The organism is Pseudophaeobacter sp. 1A09344, from assembly GCF_041008745.1.
GTDB lineage: Bacteria > Pseudomonadota > Alphaproteobacteria > Rhodobacterales > Rhodobacteraceae > Phycobacter > Phycobacter gallaeciensis_A.
This window is the reverse complement of sequence record NZ_JAXGFS010000001.1, coordinates 336,594-355,059: the sequence shown is the minus strand read 5'-3', so window position 1 is coordinate 355,059 and position 18,466 is coordinate 336,594. Positions and strand designations below refer to the sequence as shown.

The window sequence follows — 18,466 nt, the reverse complement described above, 5'->3', positions numbered from 1 at the left end:
CCATGGCCCCTCCCCCACCGTCACAAAGCGACAGCGTTCTGACCATCATCCTGAACTACCGCACCCCGCAGATGACGCTGCAGGCGGCAGAGGCGGCGCTGGCGGAAATGGAAGATCTGTCCGGCGCCGTGGTGATCGTGGAAAACGGATCGGGCGATAACTCGTGGGAAGAGTTGCAAGCAGGCGCCGCCAGCCGGGGCTGGCTGGACAGCGGCAAACTGCGGCTGATCCGTTCGCCCGTCAACGGTGGCTTTGGCGCGGGCATGAACATCGGCATGGAGGCCGGTCTGCCCGACGGCAGCGCGCCGGGGTTCTATTATCTGCTGAACTCCGATGCCTTCGTGGAGGGCACGACGATTTCCCGGCTGCGGGAATTTCTCCTTTCCAGCCCCGGTGCTGGCCTCGCCGGATCCTTTGTGCATGGCACGGATGATGTGCCCCACCGCACCGCCTTCCGCTTCCCCTCGATCGCGGGAGAGTTCGAAATGGCCGCCCGCACCGGTATCGTGACCCGGCTGCTGTCCCATGCAGTGGTGGCGATGGATATGCCGCAGCAGGAGACCCAGGTCGACTGGACCGCCGGCGCCAGCCTGATGATCCGCCGCGAAGTGATCGAGGATATCGGTGGCTTTGACGAAAGTTTTTTCCTTTATTTCGAGGAAACGGATCTGTGCAAGCGCGCCGCGCAGGCCGGGTGGCGCACGCATTACGTACCGACAAGCACCGTGGCGCATCTCGGCTCGGCCTCGACCGGGATGAAGTCCTGGGACCGCACACCGACCTACTGGTTCGATTCCCGCATGCATTATTTCGTCAAGACGCACGGGGTGATCTACGCCGCCCTCGCCACCCTGGCGCGCGTCCTCGGCTGCGGCCTATATGGGCTGCGGCGGATGCTCCAGAAAAAGCCAGCCGCCGATGCACCATATTTTCTGCGCGATCTGCTGACCCACGCGCTGCGGTCGGCGATCCGCCCCAAGACAGCAATACGTGAAACGCGCCCTCACAGTCATGTTCCGGAGGAACAGAAATGAGCCAATTTTCCTCAGTCATCATCGGCAATGAATCCCTCGCGGTGGGATGCGGCGATGCGCTGCTGGCGCGCGGGCATCAAATCTCTGCCGTCGTGTCGCAGGATGATGGTATTCGCAGTTGGGCCGAGAAACACGGAATCCCGGTACACGCCAGCCCGGATGCGCTGACCGAGGGTTTCGACTGGCTGCTCTCCATTGCCAACCTGCGGGTCATTCCCGACCGGGTGCTGGCGCTGGCGGCCAAGGGCGCGGTGAACTTTCACGACGGGCCGCTGCCACGTTACGCCGGCCTCAACGCGCCGAACTGGGCGTTGATTGAGGGCGCCGACAGCTATGGCATCACTTGGCATATGATCGAAGGCGGCATCGATGAGGGCGATATCCTCGCCCAGCGCCTGTTCGATGTTGCGGCGGATGACACCGCCTTCAGCCTCAACTCCAAATGCTATGCCGCCGCGATGGATAGCTTTGGCACGGTGATAGACCAGCTGGAGGCAGGCACACTCAACCGCCAGCCACAGGACCTGAGCCAGCGCAGCTACTACGCCCGCAGCGACCGGCCCGCGGCAGGCGCGCTGATCGATTTTATCGCCCCGGCGGCCGCGATCACCCGTGTGGTGCGCGCGCTTGATTTTGGCGGCTACTGGAACCCGCTTTGCGCCGCGAAATGCGCCCTTGGCGAGAATATCCTGCTGGTCGGCAGCGCAGAGGCGGTCGAGGGCGCAGGCGCGCCCGGCAGTGTGATCGAGGTCAGCAAGGACAGCCTGACCGTGGCCTGCGGCGATGGCGCGGTGCGGCTCAGCGGTCTGACCGATCCTGCGGGACGCAAACGGGCGCCTGTCGATCTGTGCAAGCCGGGCGATGCGCTCCCGGTCCTGAGTGAAGCGGAAAGGCAAGCGATTACCGAAGCCCTTGCCAAGACACAGAAAGGCGAAAGCCATTGGCGCCGCGCGCTGGCTGCGATGCGCCCGGTCGCTGTTCCCCTTGCAGAACCGACCGGCAACAGCGGCGTCACCCGCCGTCCCATTGCAGCGCCGGATGGCCTGACAGAGGCACAGATCGCCGCCGCAGTCCTGACCTGGGCCCTGCGCAGCGCGGGGGAAGAGGTCGCCGATATTGCCCTCAGCCTTGAGACCATGACACCGCTGGCGGGGCTTGTCTCTGGCTGGGTTCCGGTGCAGGGAAAGCGCGACGACACCCTCGCGGATCTGCAGAGCCGCGTCGCCAAAGAGATTGAAAAAGCCCGCGCAACAGGCGGGTTTGCCGAGGATTTGATTGCCCGCGCGCCGGAACTGGCACCGCAGGCACAGCCCGGCATTGGTTTGTCCATGGGACGGGATGCAGCTCTGCCAGGCTGCGTCGCAACCGTGTCATGGGCGGATGGGGTGCTTGCGCTCCATGTGGATGGTGCCCAGCTGACACCAAAGGCCGCGGAGCTGCTCGCCGCGCGGCTGGAGCTGCTGCTGGGCGCCATTTCCACCCCGGATCACGCAGATAGCCCTCTCACCGATCTGCCGGTCCTGCCCGAGGATGAGCGCCGGGTGCTGCTCAGCGACTGGAACCAGACAGGCGCAGACACGGGACCGGATCAGACCATCCACGCCGCATTTGCAGCGCAGGTGTCCCGCACACCCGAGGCCACCGCTCTGGTATTCGAGGATCAGAGCCTCAGCTACGCAGACCTCAATGCCCGCGCCAACGGGGTCGCGGCCAGACTACAGGACATGGGCGTCAAACCCGGCAGCCATGTGGGGATCTACGTCTCCCGCAGTCCGGATCTGGTGGTGGCCGCCCTCGCGGTGATGAAGGCGGGTGGCGCCTATGTGCCGCTCGACCCCGCCTATCCTGCGGATCGGATTGCCCATTTCATCAAGGACAGCGGCGCCGATGTCATCGTGACACAAGACGCCCTGCAAGGCAGTCTGCCCGTCTCAAGCGCGCAACTGCTGGTACTGGATGGCGCGGATGCCCCCGCCCCGAGTGACACGCCTGTTGATGGCGGCGCCACCGGACAGGATCTGGCCTATGTGATTTATACCTCCGGCTCTACCGGCCTGCCCAAGGGGGTGATGGTGCGCCACGCCAATGTGGCGAATTTCTTTGCCGCCATGGATGCGCGCATTCCCCATCAGCCCGGCGATGCCTGGCTCGCGGTGACCAGCCTCTCCTTTGATATCTCGGTGCTGGAGCTGTTCTGGACCCTCGCGCGCGGCTTCAAACTGGTGCTGTCCAGCGATGAAAGCCGCCTGCAGCTATCCAACGGGCCAATTGCCATCTCGGACCGGAAGATGGACTTCAACCTGTTCTACTGGGGCAATGACGATGGCCCCGGCCCACGCAAATACAACCTGCTGCTGGAGGGTGCGAAATTCGCCGATCAGCATGGGTTCAACGCGGTCTGGACGCCCGAGCGGCACTTTCACGCCTTTGGCGGTCCCTACCCGAACCCCTCGGTCACCGGGGCAGCCGTCGCGGCGGTGACGCAGAATATCGGTGTGCGCTCCGGCTCTTGCGTGGCGCCGCTGCACCATCCCGCCCGCATCGCCGAGGAATGGGCGGTGATCGACAACCTGACGGCGGGGCGCGCCGGTATCGGCTTTGCCGCAGGCTGGCAACCGGATGATTTCATCCTGCGCCCCGAGAATACGCCGCCGGCCAACAAACCGGCGATGTACGAAGCCATCGAAACCGTGCGCAAACTCTGGCGTGGCGAAGAGGTCGCCTTCCCGCGCAAGGATGGCGGCACCCATGCGGTGCTCACACAGCCTCGCCCCGTGTCCAGCGAACTGCCGGTCTGGGTCACTACGGCTGGCAACCCCGACACCTGGCGCGAGGCGGGCGAGATCGGCGCCAATGTCCTGACCCACCTTCTGGGGCAAAGCATTGATGAGGTCGCGGGCAAGATCCGCATCTACCACGACGCCCTGCGCGGCGCCGGGCATGATCCGGCGGAGTTCACCGTGACGCTGATGCTGCACACCTATCTGGCCGACAGCCGCGAGGATGCCCGTCAGACCGCACGCGAGCCGATGAAGGATTACCTGCGCTCGGCCGCGGGCCTGATCAAGCAATACGCCTGGGCCTTCCCCGCCTTTAAGAAACCCAAAGGCGTCAACAATCCCTTTGAAATGGATCTTGGTATCCTGTCCGAGGAAGAACTGGATGCGATCCTCGACTTTGCCTTCGAACGCTATTTCGAGGACTCAGGCCTGTTCGGCACCGTGCAGGATGGCGTCGCCCGGGTCGAGCAACTGAAGCGCATCGGCGTGGACGAGATTGCCTGCCTCATCGACTATGGCATCGCGCCCGATGTCGTACTGGACGGTTTGAAACCGCTGGCCGAGGTGCTACGCCTTTCCAACGCCCCGCAGGAACTGGCCGCGGACGACTTTTCACTTGCGGCGCAGATCCTGCGCCATGACGTCAGCCACATGCAATGTACGCCCTCCATGGCGCGGATGATGGTGCAGAACGATGAGGCCCGCATGGTGCTGCCGCACCTGAAGCATCTTCTGGTCGGGGGCGAAGCGCTGCCCGGCGATCTGGCCGGTGATCTTCGCGAGGCTGGCCCCGGGCAGATCCACAACATGTACGGGCCGACCGAAACTACCATCTGGTCGACCATGCAGACCCTTGATGGCGTCCCGGCAGGCGTTGCCGATATCGGCGGGCCCATCGCCAATACCCAAGTTTACGTGCTGGATGCTGCGGGCGCGCCGCAGCCCATCGGGGCGCCAGGGGAGTTGTTCATCGCCGGACACGGCGTGACCGCAGGTTACTGGCAACGGCCCGAACTGACAGCGGAGCGGTTTGTCCCCGATCCCTTTGGCGGCAGGTTGATGTATCGCACCGGCGATCTGGTGCGCTGGCGCGCGGATGGGCGGCTCGATTTCCTGGGACGGACCGACCATCAGGTGAAGATCCGCGGCCAACGTATTGAACTTGGAGAGATTGAAGCGGCCCTGGCCGTCCAGCCCGGCGTCACCGGCGCGGTTGTCATGCCGCGCAAGATCGGCGCGGGGGAACAACTGGTCGGCTATATCACCACCTCTGCTCCGGTGCAGGAGGCTGCGTTGAAACAGGCGCTTTCGGCCCGGCTGGCCGAGGTGATGGTACCATCGCATATCGTGACGCTGGATGCGTTTCCACTGACCCCCAACAAGAAGATCGACCGCAAGGCGCTGCCGGATCCAAAACCGGCGCGGGTTGCCGCACCCACCACAGCGACCCCGCCCAAGGGCGGCGCGCAGGGCAAGATCGCCGCGATCTGGGGGCAGATTCTTGGTCTCGACGGGATCGGCGCCCAGGACAATTTCTTTGTCCTTGGCGGTCATTCCCTGCTGGCGGTGCAGGCGCACAGGGACATCCGCACGGCGCTGGAGGTGCCGAAACTGTCGATCACCGATATCTTCCGCTTCCCGACGCTGGCCGGTTTGGCCGCCCATATCGAAGGGCTTGCAGGCGGCGCGGAATCGCCGGATGATCCGGCCGATGCAGAACAGGCCGCCGTAGCCGAGGCGGCCAAATCGGAAACCATGTCGAAACGGCGGGCGATGCGCGCCAGCCGCAAAGCCCGGACCGGATGATAACAGACAGCCCCGCCCCCCTTGATCAGACAACCGATGCGCGGCTGGCTCTGGTCCGGCCGCTCTTTGGCGCTGGCATATCGCTGGGGGCGGCCAACCCGCTGGGGGCGTTGCCCGATCCCTTCCCGCAAGAGCGCGCCTGCCTGTCGCCCAGCGCCGTGGATAAACGCCGCCGCGAATTTGCCGCTGGGCGGGCGGCGGCGCACCGGGCGATGCAGGATCTTGGCCGGGCACCCTGCCCCATCGTGATTGCCAAATCCCGCGCGCCCATTTGGCCCAAAGGGTTGACCGGATCGATCACCCATACCCACAGCTGCGCCCTTGCCGCCGTGACCTCAACACAGACCCGGCGGGCCATTGGCATCGACGTCGAGGAAGACACCCCGCTGAAAGACGACCTGCGCCCGGCGATCTGCTCTGCCCGCGAACAGGATTGGCTGACCTCGCAGGACAACCCCGGCCAGATGGCCAAGCTGATCTTCTCCGCCAAGGAAGCTGCATATAAGTGCCAGTATACTGTCAGTGAACAGTTTTTCGGCTTTGACGGCATGGAATTGGAGATCGAACCAGAAGACGTGGGTGAAACGGTCCGGCGCGGACGTTTCGTAGCCGCCTTCACCGCCGACCGCCCGCCGTTTCTCACTGGCGCCCGGATCAACGGCGCCTATGTCATCGGGGAAGGTATCATTTTCACCGCGGCAAGTCTGGAGGCGTGAGCAATGGGAAAACGATCTCTGCTTCTGGCGCTGACGACCTGCCTGCATGGGATCTGGGCCAGCCTACCCCTGCAGGCCGCGCCGTTTCCCGTGCCCGAGCTTTCCCCACCAGAGCAACCGATGAAGGTCTATCACCTTGGCCACTCTCTGGTTGGCCCTGTGATGCCGCACATGCTGGCGCAGCTTGCCCCCAAGGGGCACAGCTGGAATAGCCAGCTCGGGTCGGGCACATCACTAAAGCAGCACTGGGAGCCGGAGGAGCCGATCCTTCATTTCGATCTGGTGAATCAGGCCCCCATCTGGCGCGACGCCAAAGAGGCCATCGGTTCCGGCGATTATGATGCGGTGGTGCTGACAGAAATGGTCGAGCTGCGCGACGCGGTGAAGTATTTCGGCTCCGCCAAATACATGCGCCGCTGGGCCGCGCTGGCCCGTGATGCTTCGCCTGACACGCGGATCTATCTTTATGAGACCTGGCATCACCTTGATGACCCGGACGGCTGGCAGGCGCGCATCGCAAGCGATCTTGACCGGCTCTGGCTGGGCAAGGTGCTCGGATCAGACACACGTCGTAATCCCAAACGCCCGGTCTACCTGATCCCCGCCGGACAGGTCATGGCCGCTGTCGCACGGGCCATTGATGCAGGCCAGATCGACGGGTTGAGCGATATTGCGGATCTTTTCGCCAAGAGCCCAGAGGGCGCACAGGATACCATTCATATCAACGACTTGGGCGCCTATATTGTCGCCCTCGCCCACTATGCCGTGCTCTATCACCGCTCCCCTGTTGGCCTGCCGCACCAGCTGTCGCGTCCGGATGGAGAGGCAGCGACGGCGCTGTCACCGGCCGCTGCCGAGACGGTGCAGCAAATTGTCTGGCAGGTGGTGACAGGGATCCCCCGCACGGGTCTCTCTGACGCAGGCCAGAACGGATGAACCTTGAAACACTGATCACCTCGGTCCTGATGGTGGGCCATTCGCTGTTTGGCCAGGACAATCCCGCCATGCTGGAACAGCTGTTGCGCCAGTCCAGTAGCAGTGCCACCGTCGAAGCGCAGATCATCAATGGCGCGCCGCTCAGCTATAACTGGGAGCACGGCGACAGCGCCGAAGGGGTGAACGCCCGCGAGCGGCTCCAGACCCCAGTCGACGCGGTGATCCTCACCGAGGGCCTTCCGCTGGCCAATCACCTGAAATGGAGCAATACCGAAGAGACCGTCACCCGCTATTACCAGTTGGCCAAGGATGCCAATCCGGATGCCGCAGTCTATCTGCAGGAAACCTGGCACAGCCTCAGCAGCGGAACCGGCACCGAGGTGCCGTTTGACGAAGGCGCCGATATCGCCTGGCGTGACCGGCTGGAGCAGGACTTGCCCCGCTGGCAGGCTGTGGTGGATGAAGTCAACGACAGCGTCGGTGGTGATATGCGCCTACTTCCCGCCGGGCAGGCCATGGCGCGTCTGGACGATGCCATCCGGGCCGGCACGGTGCCGGGCCTCACCGAGATTTCCGAAGTCTTTTCCGATGACATCCACCCAAATTCCACCGGGTTCTACTATATCAGCGCGCTACAATATGCGGTTCTGACCGGACACAGCCCCGTGGGTCTGCCGCACCGGCTACAGGATCGTTGGGGCAAAGCCTATCCGGCGCCTGAGCCCGCGCTGGCCCGGCGGCTGCAGGAGATCGCCTGGGCCGCGGCCCAAGGCGAGGAGGTGCGCACCGCCGCCCTGCCGCCCGACCCGCCGCCGCTGCCCTCCGACCCCGTCACGCCGCGCCTCAACGCCGAGGTTGCGACCTCTGCCACTGCGGTCGAGGCTGTTGCGAAGGCACCGCCGCGCCAGCCGATCGCCATGAACCTGATGGAGGTCGCCGACTGGAGCCCACAGGCACCTTTCCTTGACCACTTCAAAACCGCCCGCCCGTGGATCGGCCACCTGCCTGGGCGCTGGGGCGGTGTCGGCCATGACGATCTTGCCGCTGCAGGCTATCTGGACCCGCAAGGCTGGCCCACCGCCATGCCGCCCGAGCTTGGCTCCATCGGCACCGTCATTCTGACCGATCTGCCCGCCTCGGCGCACTCGCTTGCCGGGCGTTATGTGCTGCGCTTTGACGGCTCCGGCATTGTCGAGGTCTCTGGCCGCGCCGAAAACGTCCGCTACGGCAAAGGCAAGGTCACCTTTGACTATACCCCCGGCCCCGGCCCGGTCGAAATCCGCATTCAGCGCACCGGGCGCGGGACAGATTATGTACGCAACATCACCGTGGTGCGCGCCGATCAGCTGAAGGCCTATGCAGATGGCGCCCTGTTCAACCCACTCTGGCTCGACATGCTGGATGGGTTTGACGTGCTACGGTTCATGGACTGGATGCAGACCAACGATTCCGAACAGGTTGGCTGGGAAGACCGGCCGGAGGTTTCTGATTACACCTGGGCGCGCAAGGGCGTTCCGGCCGAAGTCCTGCTCGCGCTGGTCAACACGCTGGGCGCCGATCCCTGGTTCAACATGCCCCATATGGCCGACGACAGCTATCTGCGCAATTTCGCCCAGCTGGTGGATGGCGGCCTGGACGAGGATCTACGTGCCTATGTGGAATACTCCAACGAGGTCTGGAACTGGCAATTTGCACAGGCCCAATGGGCAGACGAGCAGGTCCGCAGCCTCTGGGGCGGCAGCGACCTCTGGATGCAGTTCTACGGCGGACGCGCTGCGGAAATGTCGCGGATCTGGACCGATGTCTTTGGCGCAGACGCCGACCAACGACTGGTGCGGGTGATTTCAAGTCAGACCGGCTGGCCGGGCCTTGAGGAACAGGTGCTGAACGCACCGCTCTGGGTGGCCGGGGCGCCAGACCGCCTGCCCCCGGCGCGCTATTTCGATGCCTATGCGATCACCGGCTATTTCGGCGGCACGCTTGGCCTGCGCGACAACGCCCCCATGGTGCGCGCCTGGATCGCCGACAGCCGCGACCGGGCCCGCTCTGCCGCCGCCGATCTGGGGCTGCAGGGCGCTGAGGCTGCGGCCTATATCGAGGCGCATCAGTACGATGTGGCAACGGCGCAGGCTATGCTGGAAATCGAGGATGGCCTCCTCAGCGAGGACGGCAATGGCGCTATGGCCGGTTTTCTGGACAAGGAACTGCCCTATCACAAATCCGTCGCCGACGAATACGAGCTGGACCTAATCATGTACGAGGGCGGCAGCCATGTGGTGGGTGTCGGCCAGATGGTCGAGGACGCAGAGCTGACCGGCTTTTTCACCCACTTTAATTACACCGAAGAAATGGCCGCGCTTTATACGAAGATGCTGACCGGCTGGGCCGAGCATGGCGGCACCCTGTTCGCGGCCTATGCCGATGTGGCTGTGCCCGGCAAATGGGGCAGCTGGGGTGCGCGGCGCACGCTCAGCGACGACAACCCGCGTTGGCGGGTGCTGGAGGCGGTGAAATGACACCGCTGATATCCGTGCTGATCCCGGCCCATAACGAGGCGGCGTATATCCGCCCCTGTCTTGAGGCGCTTTTTGCCTCTGATCCGTTGCCCGGCTCGGCCGAGGTTCTGGTGCTAGCCAATGGCTGCAGCGATGACACCGCTGAAATTGCCCGTTCTGTCACCCTTCCCCAAGGCTGGAGCCGCGAGGTGGCCGACCTGCCACAGGGCGGCAAGCTGGCCGCGCTCAACGCCGGGGATACCCGTGCAAAGGGCGCGGTGCTGATCTACCTGGATGCCGATGTCACGGTTACCCCGCCTCTCTTGGCGCAACTGGCAGGGGTTCTGACGCCGGAGCGACCGCTTTATGCCAGTGGCAGCCCCCGTGTTGCCCCGGCCCGCTCTTCCCTGACCCGCGCCTATGGGCGGTTCTGGTCCAGACTGCCCTTTGTCACGGATGGCGCCCCCGGTTTTGGTCTTTTCGCCATGACCCGTACCGGGCGTGAGCGCTGGCAGGACTGGCCCGACATCATCTCGGACGACACATTCGCACGGCTGTCCTTTGCCCCTGCCGAGCGCATTCGTGTGCCCGCCCGCTATGACTGGCCGATGGTCGAAGGCTTTGCCAATCTTGTGCGGGTGCGCAGACGGCAGAATCTCGGCGTCGAGGAAATCGCCAAGCGATTTCCGCATCTGTTGGAAAACGATGACAAACGAAGTCTCGGCGCATCGAGTCTGATGCGTCTCTTCCTGCGCGACCCGCTGGGGTTTGCCGCCTATGCGCTGGTCAGCCTGACGGTAAAAACGCCACTGTTCAGGACCAAGACACGCTGGGCGAGAGGTCGCTAGGCCTTCTGACGCCTGAGGACTGACGCCACCGCGCCGCGCTTGCGCGGCGCCAGGCCCAACCGTCGCACACGCGGCTCTGCCGTGGGCAAGATGGGCGGGAGAGCGCCGTTGGCAGCAGAAGTTTCCGCCGTCGCGCTGCTCCACTGCCTGTCACGACGGCGCATCAATCACTGCCCAGCCAACGGATTGTCGCATGCAACTGCCGGGTTTCGTGCTTAGGCAGCGCCGAAAGTTGCATGTCGATTGACGCGCCGCGCCGCCCTGCCTAGCGTGCAGAAAACCATCAGGAGGTCAGATGCTTAAGCAAGCCGCGCTGTTTTCCGGCCAGGGTCTGCTGGCGCGGGTGCTGCGCTCGGCCTCCTGGCTGATGATCGGCTATGGCGGCAGCCAGGCACTGCGGCTTGGCGCCAATCTGATCCTGGCCCGGCTGCTGTTCCCCGAGGCCTTTGGCCTGATGGCACTGGTCAGCGTGGTGACCGTTGGCCTTTCGCTGTTTTCCGATGTCGGGATCGGCCCGTCCATTGCGCAGAATGAACGCGGCGATGATCCCGACTTTCTCAACACCGCCTGGAGCATTCAAGTTGTCCGCGGGTTCGGTCTCTGGGGGATGACTCTGCTGCTGGCCTGGCCTGTTTCCTGGCTCTATCAGGCCCCGGATCTGCTGCTCTACTTGCCGATCGCCGGCATTGGCCTCGCCATCGCAGGCTTCAACCCGACCCGCATCGAAACTGCGCACCGGCACTTGCTGGTCGGGCGCCTCACTGCACTGGATCTCGCGGCGCAGGCCCTTGGCATCGGCGCTATGGTGCTTTTGGCATGGGCAACCGGATCGGTTCTGGCGCTGGTTCTGGGCGGGGTCATTCAGGCCGCGGCGAAACTGGCGCTGACCCATTTTGGCCTGCCAGGGCAGACAAACCGGTTTCGCTGGGAACCCCGCGCCGCGCAGGAGCTGATCCGCTTTGGTAAGTGGATATTCCTCTCCACGGCCTTCTGGTTCCTGACCTCGCAGGGGGACCGGGCTATCTTGGGCCGCTTTGTGCCGCTGGATGTGCTGGGCGTCTATAATATCGGCTACTTTCTAGCGAGTTTCCCGATGCTGCTGGGCCATGCGGTGAACCAGAGGCTGATGATTCCGGTGTACCGCGACAAGCCCGCCGATGGCCCGCCGGAAAACCGGCGCAAACACCGCCTGCTGCGCGCAGGTCTGAGCGCCGTGATCCTGTCGCTGCTGTTGATCATGGCCTGGATCGGCCCCTGGCTGACAGATCTGCTCTATGATGCGCGCTATCAGCAGGCGGGTGCGATGATCGTGCTGATCTCACTGGCTCTGGCCCCGGCCGTCATCACCATGACCTACGATCAGGCCGCATTGGCCGCCGGAGACAGCCGGGCGTTCTTTGTCTTCACCGCCAGCCGCGCCCTGCTGCAAACAGCACTTTTCTTACTCGGCACCTACTGGTTCGGGTTGCCCGGCGGTATTGCAGCGCTGGGATTGGCGATGCTCGGCGCCTATCCGGTGCTGATCTGGCTGGCCCGCCGACACGGCGCCTGGGATCCCCTGCACGATCTGGTCTCTGGCTTTCTGGTTGTTCTGGTCGGAGGCAGCGCCCTATGGTGGCATCAAGATGCGGTGCTGACCCTGATCAAGGCGCTAGCCCCCTGATCCACCGCCTGCCCTACAGCCGCCCCTGCGGCAGGACAACTGGGACTGCACGCCCGGCTTTTGGTCGTGACGGTCCCCTCACAAGGCAAACGATCAGCTGCGCCGCCCTTTGCCTGAGCGCCGTTTTCCGCCGGGGGACTTCATTTCCGGAATGGTGACAACCGGCATTAGCCCAGTTTCCCGCTTCATCTGCGCGACCGAGCGCAGCACCGGCTTTCGTAACTCCAGAAGGAAGGCAATCACCAAAGCGGCGAGCAGGCTGGCGGCGGCGCCCAAAAGCGCCGTGCGCTTGCGTCCCCCTGTTACCGGGTAATCGGGCAAGGCAGCTGGTTCCAGCACTGTCAGTCGCTCGGACTGGCGCGCGGTTTCCAGACGGAATCCGATCTCGGCCTCGTTGCGGCGAGCACGGGTCGTCTCCAGTTCGCTCTGCAGCTGTTGCAGCCTGCGGTCATAGGCAGCGAGCTGACGCTCGACCTCAGGAGAGGTTTCTAGTGACGCTTCGATTTCTGCCTTGCGCCGGGTCAGAAGATCGCGCTGCGCGGTCAGGGTGGCAAGCTGCTCTTCGAATTCTTCAAGCATGCGCTGCGCTGTTGCCGGGCGTTCATTGGACATCGCCTGATCTGCCGCCCGACGGATCTGGATCTGCTCCCGGTCAATATCCAGCAGCGCCTCGTTCAGCGTGGCGATTTCCCCTTGGCGGATTTCCAACGCCCCCGGCTGAGCAACGTCGTGCTCGGTCCGGTAGGAGGCGATCTCATCGTCCAGCGCCGCCAGTTCCTTGGCCACGGCCGTTTCCTTTGCGGTAAAGAAATTCAGCGTTTCCCGCGCCTGCTCGATACGGGTACTGACGCTGAGCTCGATCGTCCGGCGCCCAAATTCCGCTGCAACCGCCTGGGCCTGTTCAGGGCTGGGCATGCGGGCGGTGATGGTCAAAACAGCGATGGTACCATCATCGGCAAAGCCTTCGCGCACCGCAGCCACCCCGGTAATCGAGACGTTTTCGCGCACCAGCGTAACCAGGTCCGAAGGTCTAAGATCCGGCATATCGCTATATAGATCGAACGCCTCGACAATCTCTAGTACAGAGCTGCGCGCCATCAGCCGCTGTTCGATCAGCTGCATGCGACGCGCGGTGGATCCTTCGACCGTTGATTTGGCCAGATCATCCGCGATTGTCGGCTGTGCGACCTGAATGACCTCGGAGCTTTCGTAGAAATGCTGCTGTCGGGCGGCCAGAAACAGCGACACCAGACTGCCCAGAACGGCAATCGCAAGGATCACCAACGCGCGGCGGCGCAGCATGTCCAGAAGATCCGGCAAGGAGTAGATAGGACCCATTCAACATCTCTTGGTTTGCCGCGGTCGCGCCGCTGGGCAGATTAACGTGCAAAGTGTGCTGTGCCATACACACCATGGCAAGCAGGCAAAACTTTGACCGGTTGGCGGAAGTTATGCGACAGGCCCGATGTCGGCCGTCGCGCGCCCTCGGTTCAGGACCACCCCCAGCAACGGCGCGTTTCCATTGAGGATCCTCTCGCAAGCGGCCAGATGCGCCGCCGTTGTCTGCGTCCCGTCCGAGATCACCAGCACCCCGTCGACCTGCGGCAGGAAGGCCGCCGCATCATCGTACTCCAGCATCGGTGGTAGGTCGAAGACAACCGTTTCCGGGTCGAGGTCCGCCACCATGTGGTCCAGTACCGCGGCGCTACGGCTGTCATGCAGGATTTCTGCCGCGTTCAGGTCCGGCGTCGCGTTCAACCCGACCGCGAGCGTATCGAGCGGGCGCACCAACGCCTCTTCTACAGGGCGGGTGCCGGACAGGAAGGACGCCATGTCGCCCGCCGCCACCAGCCCCATCGCAGGGCCCACCCCAGGGCTGCGAAAGTTGAGATCCATCAAGATGGTCCGGCTAGACGGCACCCGCGCCAGGCTAAGCGCCAGATTGACCGCACAGAATGTGGCTCCACAGCCCCCGGTGGGCGCAGTGACCGCAACCCGGTTCCAGCCGCGGGCCTTCAAGGTTTGCAACAGCCGCGTGCGCAGCAGATCAAATGCGCGCCCGGCCGGGTCGGTCCGCACGGCTGAAGCCAGCGGCGCACCATCACGCCCCCCCCGGTCAGGATCAAAGGAGATTCTGGCCAACCGTTCCCATGGGCTTGGCAAGGTGGTGGGGAGGATTTCGGCAGGTTCGGACTGCAGGCCGGGTGGTACGTTCTCCAGCACAGCCTCATCCGGTTCCGGGCGCACCTGTTCCTGCACCTCGGGCTGAACCTGTGCGCGCCGCCGAAATTTCTTAAAACCCTGTTGCGTCATGCCTTGCTCATATTGTCATCACAGCCTTGCCACGAGGCCGCAGCTTTGCCAACTTCAGGATCATATCAACTTGCCTCTGCGAAAGAAGCCCGCAACGCGCCTCGCTCCGGCCATGGCCGCAAGGCAGCGCGCGCACCAAAAATGAGATGCACGGCGCGGGTCCTCTTCGCGACTGCATTGAACCAGACAGGGATTAATATCCTGTACCTTTCAGAACCACGCCGATAGTACGCCAGATCAGACCGATGTCACAGCCAAGGCTTAGCGCGCGACAGTATTCGGAATCCGCGGCAGCGCGAAAGGCAAAGGTGCTTTCGTTGCGAGCCGACACCTGCCACAGCCCCGTCAAACCGGGTTTGAGATCAAAATAATCGCGCGGATCACCGTAAATCGCCAGCTGCTCGGGCATCATCGGACGCGGACCCACAAGGCTCATCTCGCCTTTCACCACGTTCCACAGCTGCGGAAGCTCATCCATGGAGGTGACTCGTAGGATACGGCCAACACGGGTGATGCGGGGATCGTTCTTCAGTTTCTGCGTTGCGTCCCATTCCCGCCGCAAGGCCGGGTCCCGCGCAAGGCATTCGGCCAGACGGGCATCCGCATCCCGCACCATGGTGCGCAGCTTCAGGATTCGGAAGCGTCTGCCATTCCGGCCCAGGCGCTCCTGCGTGTAAAACGGGCTGCCGCCTTCAAGTGCAAGCGCCAGCGCGCAGAACAACACGACAGGCAGAGTGACAGGCAAGGATAATAGGGTTAGCAGCAAATCTAGGGTCCGTTTTCCAGCCCGACGATACAGCTCCGGACGCGAGGACCGGCGGTGCGGCATCTGCAGCGGTTCATAGTGTGATGGACCGATCCATTGGGCCACGTTGGCATTGGCGGCCTGCGCTGTCATCGCCTGTCGCAGAGCTTCATCCTTGAGCCGTTTCAAAACCAAGGTTCCCTGCCCAGCAGTATCGACTGAAGCAAATGACAGCATCGGAACTTTATTCTTACGCAACAGGTCCGTCATCAAAATCCCCATTCCTCACCAGACCCCATGGGTCGGGCACACCGCATCCTGCGGAACCGTTTAATTTGCACAGGTCCGGCATGGCAGCAGCCGGCAACACACGTCTGTAATTGAAGGGTCTGATAGGACGCGCCCCCACGCGTCTTCCCTGCACCCACTTCTCCGCATTTAGGGCGAAAGAAGTTCAAATTATCGACACATTCTTTTTAATATATTTTTATCTAAATTGCTGCGAGTAAATGAAAAAAGGTTAACCAGCCACATTTTCACCTGAATTCCAGCGCATTTGGGAAACAATAATCCAAAATATGCTCACACTGTTGGGGAACTGGGGAATATAGACCCAGAATCGGTGGCGCAGCGCACCTCAGCCCCCACATTGCATCCGGGCTAAGCGTGCACGCTATCAGCCTGCAACAGAATGAGATTCGACAGGATCACGGCCGTTTCAGGAGCCGCTGCGGAATTTTCCGGGGCTTTTTCCTGTCCAACGCTTGAAGGCATCGTTGAACGAGCTGAGCCCGCGATAGCCCAGCAAATGCGCGATCTCTGCCAGAACCAGATCGCTGTGCAACAGATATTGCGTGGCCATTTCCTCGCGCAGCTTTTCCAGAATTTCGAAATAACTGGTACCCTGATCGCCCAGCTTGCGCGACAAGGTACGGGGACTCATGCCAAGGTCCTGCGCCACGGTCTCCAGCGCTGCCGTCCCCGAGGCAAGTCGACGCGAAATGCTCTGCTCAACTTGCGATGCGATATCTCTCTCCCCGGCCAGCATGGTCTTCATCTGCGACGCGGCGCATTGCAGCAAGATGCGCAACAGGATCGGGTCACCTGTCGCAAGCTCCCGCGTCAGGTCATCGGTTTCGAACCGTAACAGGTTTTCCGGCGCACCAAACTGGACACGGCAGCCAAAGAACTCTTCCATCTCGGCGGCGCCGGACAAACGGTGATGGCAGAACGCCACCTGCCGCAACCGGATACGGGTCTGGCTGGACCGGCGCAGGTTCGACAGGATCAGTGCCACGAGGAATTCCACGTATTGTCCGCTTAGCTCGATCCCCGCCGTGTCTGGAGCAGATGTCCGCACTCGGCTCTCTCCTCCGCGGATCTCGGGGCGAGTGCCTGCATCCACCGCATAGGTCCAGGTCAGCGCACCGGTTTCAGCAAGCTGTGAGCGATCGAAATGCAGGGCCTCTCCGAATAGGCGGGCGTAGTCCGAAAGGTTCGACAGAAACCCCAGCACCTGCGGCGCACACAGGGCCAGATACCCCAGAAGCCCGGCCTTGCGCAGATCGGTCTGCTGCCCGAACCGTAGTCCGAAGAGATCAATCTCGCTGATTTTCGCCGCATGCTGAAAGAACGATGCGATCGAACGGCTGTCGGTATAGGGCTCTTCTTGGCCAACAAGACTCTGGCCAAAAGGCACCGCACGAAAGATCTCTGCCGAAGAATGCCCAAGCTCGGCCAGCCTTTGCGCGGCACATTGGACGAAAATTGCATTTTCAAGGTTCAGATGCCGGGTCATAACACAAGCCCCACTCAAAACACACTCAACACCACAGTCAGAGGGCATTGTCTTGGCCCCTGACATGGCCTCTGTGGTGCATCCGGGCAGAGCGTCCCGGCGTTTCATCCGTGCGTTGTACGCGGGTGCGCCGCTTGGCCAGGCAGCCCCACAAAACGCTGCAGGCTGCTTTTACAATATAGCCTGATTTGAATATTTCCCAACTCTGTCCAGCGGAAACCGGCCACCGCTTGGCGTCTCTTCCGGTCATCCCCCCTCACCTTTTGGATAGTACCCCAAGACCTGCGGATAGGTCTGGCCGCTTTTCGGGGCGATCAAACGCCGCGCCTGCAACATTGACGGTCGCCTGCTTGCCTGTTGGCGGGAATCGCGTCTTTATGCGCGCCATTCCAAAACAGACGGAAGGCGCGGATGACCATGGCTGCAGATAGATCGTCTTTTTTTCAGTCCGACAACTGGATCGCTGCCGAGGCGCAGGGCACGGAGTGGACTTTCTGGGCCATGTCCGGGGACACGCCCGGCGCTCGCCGCAAGGCACATCTGCCGCAGGGCAGCAACGATCCGGGCTTGTCCGAGATCCATGCCGCGCTGTGCGGCGAGCTGACTGCATCGCAACTGCCAATTGTCGCCTGTGGCACCGGCCTGGCCGCACCGCAGGCCGTCCCGACGCGCCCGGACCAGCTGCCACTGGCCCCACAAGGCAGCGCCCTGCCCCCGGAAACCGTGCTCATCACACTGCCCGGGCTGGCGCAAGAGGCGCCGCCTGCCATCATGCAGGGCGCCGAAACCTGCATCGCCGGGTTTCTGGCGCTCAATCCGTCCTGGGACGGGGTTCTTTGCCTGCCCGGCAAAACCACCCACTGGGCTTTGATCAGCGCAGATGAAGTCGTCAGTTTTCAAAGCTTCCTGACCGTGGAACTGGCCGAAGCCACCTGCGCCATGGCCGGATTGCACGTGCAGGACTGGGCAGAGGGTGAGCTGACCGGAACCGTGGCCGACACCATGTCAAAGCCGGAACTGATGGCCGCGCGATTGGCCGAAGCCAAGGCAGCCATGCATGGCGGCAGCTGCACCCCGGAAGAGGCCACCGGACGGATCTGGGGCGCCGTGCTGGGCGCCGAACTGGCCGCCGCCCGCCCTTACTGGCTAGGGCAAAATCTGGCGCTGATCGGTGAAAAGGAGACCGCCCGCCCCTATGCCGCTGCATTGGAAATGCAGGGGCTGCCGGTCACCATTGCAGACGCGGAACGCATGACACTGGCCGGGCTGACCAAGGCCTGGCGCAGGCTGCGCGAAGAAGACGACTAGCCTCCACCGTCGCGCCAGCCCCCT

General features: G+C 63.1%; 12 protein-coding genes. 8 read left to right on the top strand and 4 right to left on the bottom strand.

All coding sequences use genetic code 11. The features are described 5' to 3' along the window. Positions 1-2: 2 nt before the first annotated feature. The 7 genes from SM765_RS01625 to SM765_RS01595 all read left to right on the top strand — a co-directional run bounded on the left by SM765_RS01625 (position 3) and on the right by SM765_RS01595 (position 12,278). Positions 3-1,034 (top strand): glycosyltransferase family 2 protein, encoded by a 1,032-nt coding sequence (locus tag SM765_RS01625; RefSeq protein WP_274836846.1) that lies wholly within the window; start codon positions 3-5, stop codon positions 1,032-1,034. Beyond that, positions 1,031-5,620 (top strand): MupA/Atu3671 family FMN-dependent luciferase-like monooxygenase, encoded by a 4,590-nt coding sequence (locus SM765_RS01620; protein ID WP_274836845.1) that lies wholly within the window; start codon positions 1,031-1,033, stop codon positions 5,618-5,620. The genes SM765_RS01625 and SM765_RS01620 overlap by 4 nt, the downstream gene beginning before the upstream one ends. Further along, positions 5,617-6,336: a 4'-phosphopantetheinyl transferase family protein gene (locus SM765_RS01615; protein WP_274836844.1), complete on the top strand. Its 720-nt coding sequence runs from the start codon at positions 5,617-5,619 to the stop codon at positions 6,334-6,336. The genes SM765_RS01620 and SM765_RS01615 overlap by 4 nt, the downstream gene beginning before the upstream one ends. A gap of 3 nt (positions 6,337-6,339) precedes the next feature. Continuing rightward, positions 6,340-7,272 (top strand): hypothetical protein, encoded by a 933-nt coding sequence (locus tag SM765_RS01610; RefSeq protein ID WP_274836843.1) that lies wholly within the window; start codon positions 6,340-6,342, stop codon positions 7,270-7,272. Next, a complete protein-coding gene (locus tag SM765_RS01605; RefSeq protein WP_274836842.1) occupies positions 7,269-9,788 on the top strand; it encodes a hypothetical protein in 2,520 nt (839 codons plus the stop codon). The genes SM765_RS01610 and SM765_RS01605 overlap by 4 nt, the downstream gene beginning before the upstream one ends. After that, on the top strand, positions 9,785-10,615 hold the full coding sequence (locus tag SM765_RS01600; RefSeq protein WP_274836841.1) for a glycosyltransferase family 2 protein: 831 nt from the start codon (positions 9,785-9,787) through the stop codon (positions 10,613-10,615). Before SM765_RS01605 ends, SM765_RS01600 begins: the two co-directional genes overlap by 4 nt. Before the next feature lie 295 nt (positions 10,616-10,910). Next, entirely contained in the window at positions 10,911-12,278 is a 1,368-nt protein-coding gene (locus SM765_RS01595; RefSeq protein ID WP_274833782.1) for an oligosaccharide flippase family protein, read from the top strand. A 93-nt stretch (positions 12,279-12,371) separates the two neighbouring features. On the opposite strand, the gene SM765_RS01590 is transcribed toward SM765_RS01595, so the two are convergent. From SM765_RS01590 to SM765_RS01575, 4 genes are all read right to left on the bottom strand, one after another. Next, complete coding sequence (locus SM765_RS01590) at positions 12,372-13,616, bottom strand: GumC domain-containing protein (RefSeq protein ID WP_065273308.1); 1,245 nt, start codon at positions 13,614-13,616, stop codon at positions 12,372-12,374. 111 nt (positions 13,617-13,727) lie between these two features. Then, positions 13,728-14,591 (bottom strand): CpsD/CapB family tyrosine-protein kinase, encoded by an 864-nt coding sequence (locus SM765_RS01585; RefSeq protein WP_274827859.1) that lies wholly within the window; start codon positions 14,589-14,591, stop codon positions 13,728-13,730. 193 nt (positions 14,592-14,784) lie between these two features. Continuing rightward, a complete protein-coding gene (locus SM765_RS01580; protein ID WP_065273817.1) occupies positions 14,785-15,420 on the bottom strand; it encodes a sugar transferase in 636 nt (211 codons plus the stop codon). A gap of 634 nt (positions 15,421-16,054) precedes the next feature. After that, a complete protein-coding gene (locus SM765_RS01575; RefSeq protein ID WP_274836840.1) occupies positions 16,055-17,134 on the bottom strand; it encodes an AraC family transcriptional regulator in 1,080 nt (359 codons plus the stop codon). 417 nt (positions 17,135-17,551) lie between these two features. Between SM765_RS01575 and SM765_RS01570 the strand changes: the two genes are divergently transcribed. Continuing rightward, the gene (locus tag SM765_RS01570) at positions 17,552-18,442 is read left to right on the top strand and encodes a 2-dehydro-3-deoxygalactonokinase (RefSeq protein ID WP_274836839.1); all 891 of its coding nucleotides are present in this window, start codon (positions 17,552-17,554) and stop codon (positions 18,440-18,442) included. Positions 18,443-18,466 lie beyond the last annotated feature (24 nt).